The sequence below is a fragment of the Cronobacter sp. HA18006 genome (genome assembly GCF_011605445.1).
Taxonomy (GTDB): domain Bacteria; phylum Pseudomonadota; class Gammaproteobacteria; order Enterobacterales; family Enterobacteriaceae; genus Cronobacter; species Cronobacter sakazakii.
The window spans coordinates 1478976-1491639 of record NZ_JAANQB010000011.1 but is presented as its reverse complement, the minus strand read 5'-3'; the positions used below and the strand labels follow the sequence as shown (position 1 = coordinate 1491639).

The 12664-nt window shown below is 55.5% G+C and carries 8 protein-coding genes; all 8 read right to left on the bottom strand.

Translation table 11 applies throughout. The features are described 5' to 3' along the window. Nucleotides 1-31: 31 nt before the first annotated feature. Nucleotides 32-1525, bottom strand: a complete 1494-nt coding sequence (locus G9X48_RS08810; RefSeq protein ID WP_038880002.1) for a SulP family inorganic anion transporter — start codon at nucleotides 1523-1525, stop codon at nucleotides 32-34. Between the two features lie 105 nt (nucleotides 1526-1630). After that, nucleotides 1631-1843 (bottom strand): KTSC domain-containing protein, encoded by a 213-nt coding sequence (locus tag G9X48_RS08805; RefSeq protein WP_004387484.1) that lies wholly within the window; start codon nucleotides 1841-1843, stop codon nucleotides 1631-1633. 138 nt (nucleotides 1844-1981) lie between these two features. Beyond that, nucleotides 1982-2770 carry a molecular chaperone gene (locus tag G9X48_RS08800; protein ID WP_181147479.1) on the bottom strand — a complete coding sequence of 263 codons (789 nt, stop codon included), beginning with the start codon at nucleotides 2768-2770 and terminating at the stop codon, nucleotides 1982-1984. 13 nt (nucleotides 2771-2783) lie between these two features. Then, complete coding sequence (locus G9X48_RS08795) at nucleotides 2784-3746, bottom strand: fimbrial protein (RefSeq protein ID WP_007869456.1); 963 nt, start codon at nucleotides 3744-3746, stop codon at nucleotides 2784-2786. Nucleotides 3747-3881: 135 nt separating this feature from the next. Next, nucleotides 3882-5741 (bottom strand): Ig-like domain-containing protein, encoded by a 1860-nt coding sequence (locus G9X48_RS08790; protein WP_237719030.1) that lies wholly within the window; start codon nucleotides 5739-5741, stop codon nucleotides 3882-3884. 20 nt (nucleotides 5742-5761) lie between these two features. Beyond that, entirely contained in the window at nucleotides 5762-7858 is a 2097-nt protein-coding gene (locus tag G9X48_RS08785; protein WP_007869454.1) for a hypothetical protein, read from the bottom strand. A gap of 94 nt (nucleotides 7859-7952) precedes the next feature. Then, nucleotides 7953-8972, bottom strand: a complete 1020-nt coding sequence (locus G9X48_RS08780) for an Ig-like domain-containing protein (RefSeq protein ID WP_007869453.1) — start codon at nucleotides 8970-8972, stop codon at nucleotides 7953-7955. 377 nt (nucleotides 8973-9349) lie between these two features. Next, nucleotides 9350-12433 (bottom strand): inverse autotransporter invasin Inv, encoded by a 3084-nt coding sequence (gene inv, locus G9X48_RS08775; protein ID WP_105535790.1) that lies wholly within the window; start codon nucleotides 12431-12433, stop codon nucleotides 9350-9352. Nucleotides 12434-12664: the final 231 nt, after the last annotated feature.

Genomic DNA, 12664 nt, shown 5'->3' with positions numbered 1-12664 from the left:
GCCTGAAACCACCGCGCTGGCGGTGTTTTTTTCAGAGTTTACCGCTCAGCCGCTGGTGGAATTCGTGGCTGCGCATATCCAGCCCTTCAATTTCCACCGTCGCGTTATAGCGCTGATAGTGCGTTTCGATGGCGTCCAGCGCCGCGACGGTCGAGGCGTCCCAAATCTGCGCGTGGGTTAAATCGATGATCACCCGCGCCGGATCGTCGGCATAGCGGAAATGCTCGTAGAGATCGTTGCTGCTTGCGAAAAACAGCGGGCCGCGCACCCGGTAGCGCACCGCGGCTCCGTTATCGATAACCTCGCGCTCGGCGCGCACCACGTGGGCGACGCGACGCGCGAAGAGCATCATCGCAAACAGTACGCCGCCCGCGACGCCAATAGCGAGGTTGCCGGTCCAGACGGTGGCGATAACGGTAACGACCATCACCAGCGTTTCAGAGACCGGCATGCGTTTGAGCGTGGCAGGCGCGATGCTGTGCCAGTTCAGCGTTTTCGCGGCGACCACCATCATAATGCCCGCCAGCACGACCATCGGGATCTGCGCCATCACGGCGCTCAGCCCGGTCACCATCAGCAATAGTACCAGCGCGGCGGCGATGGTGGAAAAGCGCGAGCGGGCGCGGCCCAGCTCTACGTTCACCACCGTCTGACCGATCATCGCGCAGCCGCCGATGCCGCCATAAAACCCGCTCAGGATATTGGCAACACCCAGCCCCCAGCATTCCCGGCGCTTGCTGGACGGCGTGTCGGTGATGTCATCCACCAGACGCGCCGTTAAGAGCGACTCCATCAGCCCGACAAACGCGATGCTCAGCGCGCAGGGCCAGACGATACGCAGTGTGTCCAGGTTAAGCGGCACCAGCAATTGCGTGAAGCCCGGCAGGCCCGGCGTCATCGGGCCTTCGTCGCCGACCGTCGGCGGCGTCAGCCCGTACGCCCAGGCGATGACCGTTACCGCGACAATCGCCACCAGCGGCGACGGCACGCTTTTGGTCATGCGCGGCAGGAGAAGCACGATGGCGAGTGTGGCGGCAAACAGCAGCCAGACCATCTGGCTCTGCCCCCAGACGTGCGGCACCTGTGCCATAAAAATCAGAATGCCGAGCGCGTTCACAAAGCCGGTCATTACCGAGCGCGGGATGTAACGCATCATGCGTGCCAGCCCCAGCAGCCCGAAGAGGATCTGGATGATGCCGCCCAGCACCAGGGCAGGCAGAATGTAGCCGACGCCGTACTGATGCACCATCGGGCCAATAACCAGCGCCACCGAACCCGCCGCCGCGGTGACCATCGCCGGACGCCCGCCGAGCAGAGACATACTGAAGCACAGCACAATGGACGCCACCAGGCTCACTTTCGGGTCGACGCCCGCAATGACCGAGAACGAAATCACTTCCGGGATCAGCGCCAGCGCAGTCAGAATGCCCGCCAGCGTTTCGCGCATCAGCAGGCGCGGTGTGCGCAGCACGTGCGCGACAGAAAGCTCAGGCACCGCCCGAGCCGCAGTTTGAGTATCAGACATGAGTATTTGCAGGTGTTTTATAATGAGCGCCGCCCTTTGCGGGCAGCAGGGACGGGCGATGGTACAGAGCAAGGCGACAAAACGCCAGCCTTGCGACCGCGCCGATTACTCAACGCGCTGGTAAGGAAAGCGGTCCTGAATGGCTTTACGGAAGTAACGGCCCTTTGATGGGGCGCGCGCCAGCGCGAGCCACACCTGCTCCGGCACGTTCTGGTAGTGATAGACCGCGCCGCTGTGAAAGGCGATTTCCAGCACCCGGCGGTCCTGGTCATAGCCGACCGACGCCAGGCTTCTGGAGACGACATCTTCTCGTTGCATACGTCCTCGCGGCGGATGAGACAATGGTATGAAGTATAGCGCTGAAACCTGTGAGAGCGGTCGAGGACATCGCAGATAAAAAAACCAGCCTTAACGGCTGGTTTTGATGAATATTTTAACGCCAGAATCAGAGCACAGCTATTGAGATACGAGGCGTGATCCCAGGCTGGGGCTGTTTCCGCCGCGATCGTCAGTCACCTGCCAGACGATATTATCCCCGCCAGGCTCTGGCGGCAGAGAATAGGTTGCTGATCCTTTTGGTGGCAACATTCTTCCTTGCGTATCAATTGTTTTTTCGCCCACTGTCAGGGAATAAAACGTAATCCAGTAAGGTGTCGGATTCTCCGCATGCAGGGTATTTCCCGCCCGGCTAAATATCACTTTTTGATAATCGCTGCGGGTCGGTGCTTTTAAACCGGCAGGACGGTAAAATAATTTCATCCGCTGATTTATGGCCACAGCCAGCGCATGTCTTTTTTGTTCCAGCCCTTGCGGGCTGGCTTTAATCGTGATCCAGTAAACCGATTCCCGGTCAGTGGGAAGAGGTGCATTTTTGTGAATAATATGAAGTTTTCTGACGTTATTCGGGTCGAGTCGGAATAACGCTGGGGATACTTCAAATGGTGGTGTTGACGCACTGTCTGTTGTGCCCGTGACTGCATCGCTATCCACCCATGATTCAATCAGCCAGCGTTCTTTGCTCTGGTTTCGTACGGTCAAAGAATGTTCTTTTTGTCCTGGCTGATAAATAACCCGTGTTCCTTCAATCACGACGCCGGTTTGCGCTCCGGATGCCGACGCTGCAGGCGCCTGGATAATTCCCGTCATGGTCATCTGGACAGTATCTGCGGCCTGTGCCCAGCTAATTCCACCTGAAATGAGCAACGTCATCAAAGTAGTTTTTGAAAATAATTTACTGGCAGACATAATATTTCTCCTGTTATTGGTAATTGATAGTCACGGTGGCCGAAGCATTCGCATCACCGGCGGCGACTATCTCTGCCGTTTGTAAATAACGGGCCTTCCAGCCAAAATTGAGTATGGTTGGAGTAAGTGGTTTAAATTGGCTAATGCTGCCGATCGGAACGCCATTATTATTGGCGTCCACAATTTGAATGGCCACGCCGCTGGCGGTCAGTACGCTGCTGGGCGTTAATTTAATAGCGCCCGGTTGAGGGGTGGCGGTGTCTGCCGTGGCATCCAGTTTTGCATACACCATAATTCCGGCAGGGCAGCTGAGTTTAATCGGAAGCTCCACACTGGCAGTGGTGCTGTTGATACCGGTAAACTCTGTGGTGAGATGATTGTTTAAATTTGCCGCAACCGTAGGCGTCAGAACGGTACATGACAGGGAAGGAACGACAATTGTTGTATTTCCCATGTTGTACGCTCTGTCCTGATGTTCCGCTGAGGAATAATAGAAATTTTTGACGGCCAATTGCTTTATATCTAACACCCCGGCTTCTGGCGTATCAGATGTTTTTATGAGATCAACGGTGGTCGGATTCGCATCATAAGCTGCAGTCGGGCCTGTCCAGACAGGGCTTGAAGTATAGGGGGACGTAAAATAAAACCCATTTTGCAAAACGCGAACCCCAATGCCCTGAAGGTTTGTTTCATAGACATGGCTGATGGAAGTTTCATTCGCAGAATAAGATAAGTGAAAATGAAAATAACCGTAAGATCCAGCGTCACACTCCATTTCTTTATTATTTGTGGCGGGTATTGATTGCGAAGCGATAACCCCGCCGACGGGAATATCTGATGTCACCGTCACTGTTCCGAAATTCACAGTCGCATCAGGTTGCGGATAGACAACACAATTCGCTAATGCTTGTGTTATACCCGCAATGAGCAACACTACCACACATAAAGTGTGATATAATATTTTATGGTTTTTCATGTTTTCTACCTTAAATAAATGACTGACTTGCATTCATCCGGACGTAATAACGCCAGATGTCATCGCCTATTTTTATACTGTTTATTTCCTGGCTCTTGTTCAGGGGGGCAGATAAAAAGAGGGTTGCCGCGGTTTTCAGGGCTGATAAGCCAGAAAAGAAATATTCTCCGCTGATGGCACATAATAAGGGCTATCTGGTGCCAGCGTGGCGGCTGCGATTTCAGCCGTCGCATCAAAAATATCGATTGCTACCGCGCCGCCAGGGGCATTAAGCGGAAATAATCCCTCCTGCGTATTGTCTGAAAAATGCATATTTCCGCTTAACGATACCTGTACTCTGCTAACGCCAGCACCCTGGTAATCCCACCAGTAGAGCGTATTCGGTGTTTTATTATCCGCAGGCGTCTGGCTGTTGACATAAATAGCGCCTTTATCGGAGGCCGCCATAAAGGCCATGGTGCCAGTGAGCGTTTCGCCAGAGGTGGTCGCGCTTACGGTCACGCTTTCCGCCTGCGTGTCAACGACGTCAACCAGGGCGTAGCCTGAGGCATCGAGCGTGACGCTCAGCGATTGCGCATTACCCGATATGAACCTTGCGCTTCCGGTCACGTTAAGCTGTACCGCTTTGCCGGGCGTGCCATAGAGGGCGATTTTATTGGTCGGCTGTACCGCAGCGAGCATACCGGTATTTAACGGCGCGCCGGTGGAGCAATAAAGATTGAGCGGCACGGCTTCCGTCAGGGCGATGGTATAGGCAAACTGATTGCCGTTATCCAGCGAAGCCGTGACTACGGCTTTCCCTGTATCTCCACTGTCGGTCAGTTTGGCATTTGATTGCCCGGCGCTGTCGGTATCCTGTTCGGGATGGTTCAGATTACCCAGCGAGGTCGCCCAGTATACCGCCACACCCGTGGCCACCTTTCCGGATTGATCTTTCACCGTAGCGGTTAGCCTGGCGGCGTCCACCCCGTCACTGGCGATACTGTCTTTGTCGCTGGTCAGACTGGAGATCACATACCCCGCCGTGCTTTCGCTAACGATCACATCCGCAAATTTACTGTCACCGGTGATGGTGGCGGTGACGGTCGCGGTGCCAGGCGCGCCGTTGTCGGTCAGCTGGGTACTCGCAGTGCCATCGCTGCCAGTGACTGATGAGGGAACGCTCAGGGTGCCCAGCGTGGTTGTCCAGCTGACGGTGACGCCGCTGATGGGTTGACCGCTACCGTTAACGACGGTCGCGGTGACAGTCGAACTGCTCACGCCGTCGTCCACAATGCTGGTTGGGTTTGCCGTCACGCTACTGATAGTGTCAGACGCGGGTGTGCCGCCCTCCAGCGTCACGACCCAACTGCCATCTGGTTGCAGTTGAGGAGCGCTGAAGATCCAGCCGTCAGGAAATCCGCCAAGATCTGTCACCGTGACGGCCCCACCGGTTCCCTGCAATAACAGGGAGCCGCTTCCGGTCCAGTTGACCGTGCCATTGCTGGGGTTGTACTCACCATACTGACAGGTCGCCACGACAGAGCTGCCGGCGCTTTTACCCACAAACCCGAGCGCGCCTGGGTTGCCCGGCAGGGTCAGTGTGGTGATGGTCGTGGTGCTCATCCCTACCTGGCTGAAGGCGGCGACGGCGTTTGGGGCGGCCTGCGCGGCGTCCACATCCAGCCAGACCACGGCGACCTGCATGGGATCGATCCCCAGATAGTTCAGCGGGAATTGATCGGAAGAAGGATAAAGCAGAGTCAGATCGTTCTGTGTCACCGGAACAATATCTTCCCGATGACCCAGATAAACGTATGAGGCGTCACCGGGATTAACGGTACTGTTGATAAAGGCCTGCATTGCAGACATGGCGACGGACTGATATGTCCAACTGGCAGAACTGGCGGCCAGCTCACCAGCTTCGCCGTGCAGGACTTTTTGCAGATTGCCTGCTTCATTTTTGCCGGTATAAAAAATCAGGCTGCTGCCGGCGTTAGTGTTGATTGGCATCATATTTTCTCCAGAGTGAAGGTTCAGGCCGGGCAGGCCGCCGCAGGCCAGGACGAAAACGCCAGTTGTCCGGTGACATACGTTCCTGTGTCAGGCAGGGATAAGGTAAAACGCACCGTTTCCGCCACAATATCCGTGACATCAAAACCAGCGGCATGGGAGGTACTGACGTTCGCATAAGCGATAGTCGAACCGGATACCGGAAGGATGGCGCTGGTGGGAGACGTGAGCGCCAGCCTGACCTGAGTTGCGCCAGAGGCCTCGGTGGTTTGCATATAGACGCCACAGGTGCTGCGGCCATCGGCAGCTGCGAAAGTAGAAATACCGTAGCTGAGTAAATCGCCGTTGCCCGGCGTCCAGGCGCTGAAAGCCATGCTGGCTGAAGCACTGAGTTGCGGATTGGTGAGTCCTGTCGCGCTCACCAGCACATTGCCGGTTGAAAAACTGTATACCTGCGCGCTTGCCTGGCCGCTTTCATCAAGCGTAAGCGTCAGTAATTGTTCTCCCGACGGGTTAAACCAGGCGTTGGAACTGCTGGATAATGATAGCTGTATGCCCGCGCCTGCTGGTCCTGAAAGCGTGACGGTATTAAGCGGCCTGACCGGAACGGTTGGATCAAAGAACGGGGCGCCTGTTCCGCACGCCATGATTAAACTGGATGTGTTATCGCCCGTCAGATTGACTTCTGTTGCCGCTGATGAAGCGATACCGCCGCTTTGATACATCACCTGATATCTCCCTTCTCCGTAGCCCTCGCCTACGGGCGTCATCGTGTCGGCAGGAATATGGAAAACGGCCTGCCGGGCCTGTGCTTCTGTGCCTGTCAGCACACGGGTTTGCGTCCAGGTGGCCCCAGGTACGGGCGCGTCCGGCGTCGTCTGGTAACCCGTCCAGAATGCGGTCAACGTATCGCCAGTGACCATGCCGGGATATGTGATAACCATATCGGTGCCGCTGTCAGCCGAGACTTCGCTGGCGGTAATGGTATTGTCGCCAGCCGCAGCAGGGAAAACGGGCGCGGGAAGCAAGAGGCAGTGCTGGCTGTCAACCTGAACGCGGGTTATATCGGAAACCCCGGCAAGGGCAGGTGCCGTTACGGAGTACCATGCCTGCGCGGAACCGACCCCAATGGGCGTGATAAAAGTGACAGGCACTGTCACGCTGAAACCTGCCGAGATATCGCTCAGCGTCAGGATATGAAGCGGGGATTGCCAGGCGGCGGCCGGAAGCGGCACGCTGCTCGTGCTGTAGCCTTGCCAGTAAACGACCACACCGCCTCCGACGACAAACTGAGAGCAGGGCGGAATATCTACCTCTAGCCCGTCAGTCGTAATGTCGTCACAGGACACCCAGCCATCATTACCGGCCGGGATAACCGGAGCCGGATAAATGCCGCTGCCGGTCATATCCAGGTTCACGGTGGCATCTTGTGAACTCTGCGCCGTTCCGGTTAACGGTATTACGGTATACCAGGCTTCCGCGCTGCCGGTGGTTGTGACCGCCGTAACAAAGGGGGAAGAAACCAGCACGCTGAACCCGTTACCGACATCCGGCGTCGCGACAGTGTGCGTGACGCTGTTGTCACTCGCAGGTACCGCGTTTCCGTTCGCATCAAACGCCCGCCAGTACACATAGACCGTGTCGCCGGTGTTATAGGCTGCCGTGCTCCATGGCACTTTCACGTGCGTGCCGCCATTTTGCATTACGGATGCATAGGTGATGGTGTTTGTCGCATCTGCATCAGGAAAGGCTGGCGGCGGCAGGCCATCGACGTGCTGGCGATCAACAATGGCGGTGGCGACCGGCGAAGCCGACGTGTTTTGCGCGGCATCGGTGGCGACGTACCAGACCTGATGTGGCCCATCCGCAGGCCATGCCGTCCCGGATACCGGGATCAGGCTTGACCAGGGCCAGGCATAGGTATCCGGATCGGGGAGAGAAAGCGTGCTAAATAGCTCGCCGTCGAAATAGAGACAAAGGTAATCATTTTTCGCCGCGTTCGTGTAACGTGCAACGTTAACCACGATACCGCCATCACTCTCCAGCTCTGTCTCGGTGATGTAGCCATCATTGACCATTTGTGGTAGTTCAGGCGGCGGCAGCGTTGAAGTAATCGTCATGTCAGGGTGTCCTGTCAGGGGATAAAAGGCCCGGTGGCATAAGAGCGTACCGCCGGGCATGCTTACGGTTAATGAAACCTTTTATGACGCGCCGCTACGCGTTAAAGCCCGGCGGCACGGTATCCACGTTGACACTCTGGTCAAAAGAGAGCTCGACCGTGGAGGCACCCGCAGGCAGTACGGTGTAGTAGGCGTCAACCGATCCCTGATAGCCCTGACCGGCATTGGGGAAAAAGAGCGCTGAAGAAACGATAAAGGTGTAAGAGGTATCACTGGCGCTGACGGTATAAGAGAATGAGCCGCTGGCACCCATGATCGGGTTACTGTTGGAATCTACAGCAGGCCAGTACAACGTAATGACGTCACCCGCCGCCATGGACGGATAAGAGACCTCCACGCTTACGCCATTGGCTGCATCGGCGATGTTAATGTAACCATCCGTTCCTGCCGGAATAACCGGTTTGGTCAGCGTTGGCGCAGTCTGCCCGCCATTGGCAATCACAACTGGAAGGGCTGAGGAATAACTGGTGTTGCCGGCGGCGTCAGCGGCGGTGTAATAAACCGGATAATTGCCGTCCTCAAGGTAGATCGGGGGAATTTCAAGGCTGATATCAATGACCATCGGCAACTGCGTCGATGGATCGGAAAGCGTAGTAAAATGAGAGTAATCGCCCCACCAGAAGGTGATCCGATCGCCAGCCGTCGCGTTGGGATAATGCGGGATAACCATCTGCACGCCAAGCTGCAGATCATAATAATCCAGGGTGTACTGGTCAGCCTCAGTGGCACCAGAAACCGTGGGCGCAGGCAGTGCGGTGCTGGCATAGATGCTGGTCTGCTTGCCTGTGTCATCATCAGCGGTGGTGGCGGTGACCGTCAGAATACCGCTTGCGATAGCGGTAACTTCAACGATAGCCGCGCCAGAAGCATCGGTGGTGGACGTGGCTGCGGAGAGTTTGCCGCCCGCCGTAACCGTCCAGTTTACCGTGGTTCCGTCAGGCGCTGGCGCGCTGGTGTCATCATGGATAATCGCTGTGATGGTGGCGGCAAGCGAGCCGTCAGACGGCAGCGCGGATTTATCGGCGGTAACGGTAAATACAGAATAAGTTGCCATGTGTTATTCCTTAACAGACAAAGTAATTAAAAACAGAAACAAGAGAATGACTATTTTCCTGACGGAAACAGACGTCCGTTGTTTTCTGCGTCCGGGTCAGAATAAAGAACGGCTAAAAAAATACTGAATCAAAACAGGACAGGAAATGTGCTTTTTCCAGGGACTTTCGGGGGTTTATTCGGGGAAAAACGGCATGCTATAAAATTTTAAATATTATCAATTGATTAGGTTTTTTCTCCACGTTTAATCACTGCTGCGAAAAACTAAGGAAATATTTGAAATAATAGTGTGCATCGTTAAACGGAGATACACCGTATATGCAAAGGATTTCGGCTCCATACGGAGCCGAAATCAGGGGAGTTAATAAGATGCCATGATTAAAGCAAATAATCTCTGGTATTGGTGGCCGTTACTGGGGTTGAAGGATCAACGGTATCCTGTGGATCGACCGTTACAGTGGTAGAGAAACCAAACACGTTACCACTCACCGCGTAGCAAGTTTGTGTTGCCTGTCCCTGCGCATCGGTGACGGATTGACCGCTATTACAGTGGATAAAGCCGTTAGCGGGGTTAGACCAAATGACGGTCGCTCCGGCCACCGGATTGCCATTAATGTCTTTTACCTGCGCGGTCGTAATGCCCGGATCTGCCGCATTTCCTCTTCCGACCGAACTCAGCGAAACACTCACCGCTTTGAGCGAAACAGACGTAAAGGTTGCGGATGCGTTGCCGGATTTACCGCCCGCGCTGGCGATGACCGCGACCGTTTCTGCCGTGGTGTCGGTGAGGCTGACGGTGGCGAGACCACTGGCATCGGTGGTGACGGTGAGCGGCGTGGTGGCGGTAGCCGTTCCCACGTTCCAGGTGACGCTGACGCCCGCCATCGGCTGGCCGGACGCGCTGGTAACCAGCGCCTGCGCGACGTTGGCCGTGCTGCCATCCGCTGGCGAATTGTTAGTGGTGATGGTCACTGCGACACTACTTACCGGCACAACGCTAAAGACAGCGATCGCGCTGCCGGTTTTGCCGCCCGCAGTGGCGCTGACGGTGATAGCTTCCGCCGTGGTGTCGGTGAGGCTGACGGTGGCAACCCCGATGGCGTTGGTGGTGACGGTGAGCGGCGTGGTGGCGGTGGCCGTTCCCACGTTCCAGGTGACGCTGACCCCCGGCATCGGCTGGCCGGACGCGCTGGTAACCAGCGCCTGCGCGACGTTAGCTGTGCTGCCATCCGCTGGCGAATTGTTGGTGGTCATGGTCACTGCGACATCATTCACCGGCACCGCGGTAAAGACCGCAGAGGCGCTGCCGGATTTTCCGCCCGCACTGGCGCTGACGGTGACGGTTTCCGCCGTGGTGTCGGTGAGGCTGACGGTGGCGATCCCGATGGCGTTGGTGGTGACGGTGAGCGGCGTGGTGGCAGTGGCCGTTCCCACGTTCCAGGTGACGCTGACCCCCGGCATCGGCTGGCCCGACGCGCTGGTAACCAGCGCCTGCGCGACGTTGACCGTGCTGCCGTCTGCAGGGGAATTGTTGGTGGTCATGGTCACTGCCACGCTGCTTACCGGGACTGCGGTAAAGACCGCAGAGGCGCTGCCGGATTTGCCGCCCGCACTGGCGCTGACGGTGACGGTTTCCGCTGTGGTGTCGGTGAGGCTGACGGTGGCGATCCCGCTGGCGTTGGTGGTGACGGTGAGCGGCGTGGTGGCGGTAGCCGTTCCCACGTTCCAGGTGACGCTGACGCCCGGCATCGGCTGGCCGGATGCGCTGGTAACCAGCGCCTGCGCGACGTTGGCTGTGCTGCCGTCGGCAGGGGAATTGTTGGTGGTCATGGTTACTGCGACAGCGGCGACAGTCTGGCTCACGAAGGTTGAGTTTACGGAATCCGTCTTATTCCCGGCGCTGGCGCTCAGCTTTATAGCGCCCGGGGTCGTGGAAGAAAGATGAATCGTTGCCACACCGCTGCTGTTCGTGGCCTTGTCGCTGCTGACAATTGTGGCACCATTGCCCACTTTCCAGGATATCGCAACGCCGGAGAGTCCTTTACCGCTGGCATCTTTCACCTGTACCTGGGCGGCGTTTTGATCGGTGCCGTCGGCAATACTGTTATCTTTAGTGACGACGAGATCCAGATTTGCGACTAAGAGATTGAATGCCGCAGATGTCGTGCGTACGACAGAACCGGAGGTGGCGGTCACGATCACCTGACCCGCAGTCGTATTCGTCAGGTTAACGGACGTATTGCCATTTGCATCCGTCACGCTGTTCGTACTGCTCAGAGCCGCGTTGCCACTCACCGTCCAGACGATGGCGGCATGGGCGGCAGGCTTGCCATCAGCGGTGACAGCATGAAGCGTAACGGTGTCGGCAGAGGTGCCATCCGCCGGACTGTTATTTTTTATTGTTGCAAGCGTCATATCCGCCACCGCTTTTGACGTCGCTTTTTTCTTGTATTGCAGGATAATTTCATTGTTGCGATCAACGAGATCGTAACGGCTGCCAGCCAGACTCCGTCGTGTGGCCACTTGCTCGGGGGAGATTTGCGACTGCCATGAGCTATCAAGCGCGTAGTGAAAGTTTAGGCTGAACTTCATTTCGTCCATGGAATCCTGGCCACGCTTATAATCGATGCCAGCAGTAATCAGGGGCACGGGCGTATAATTTAAACCGACCGTCACTGCGGAGGGGTTACTCTGCAAATGATCTTTATCGAACAACGCCACGTTATCACCGTAATATTGTTCGTACATTAATTTCGCGCCTAGCTGTGGAAACGAAGGAAGATAACCTTCTGCGCGCACGTCATAACCGTCAGCAGGCTTTTCATTGTAATTATCAAAATCGCCTGAGTTGTGCCATTGACTGGTTCCAATATACGTATTGGCGGAAAGTTTGAGATAATTTGTCCAGGCTTCAGCGCCAAATCCTATCCGGCGATTTTCACCCGTAAAATCATCATCAAAAAAGACGTTACCGCCGAACATCCAGTCGCGGACATAGAATGTGCGTACCCCTAAGCCAATGTTGCCGGTCGTGCGGCCATCAGGCGCGCGAATGCCTAGCTGGGTGAAAAGCACGGATTTCTTATTGTCATAGAGCGGAGCCAGGAAATCAAAAGCGCTATTATCCCAGTTTCCGTTATCATCGACGTCAAGCGTGACCTGCGCAGTACCGAAATGGCTTAACCATTCTTCAACCGTTGAGGCCGCATGAGTTGTTGCGAGATGTGTTACGGTGTTTTTCATTGCATCAGCGCCATTTTGTGCCGCACTGCTGGCAAGCGACGCGCTAAGCGTTGACGCATCAGACATATCTGTTTCAGTCGCGCCAGGCCCGGATGAGGCGTGCGCGGGTAATACTAATAAAGGGAACGCTATTTGTAGGAGGATTTGCGCCCAGATAACAATCTTTTTTAACAGGCTAATTTTTAACGTATTCTTTTCCATTATGGATTGCTCATGCATAAATTCTCAATCAACACCCGTGCTACAGGTATCCTTAATGATGCCAAATGCATCTTAATATCCTGAAAAATGCAGTATTAACCTATGCCTTAATTTCCCATATAAATATCGATGCCAGACCAGACAGCATTAATGCTCCCGGAATAACAGGATGAGTATGTAAAAGAGTAAGTTGCTGAATTTAAATAATTACAGCAAAGCGCCTTCAATAAGGATTAAATGTATCGATGG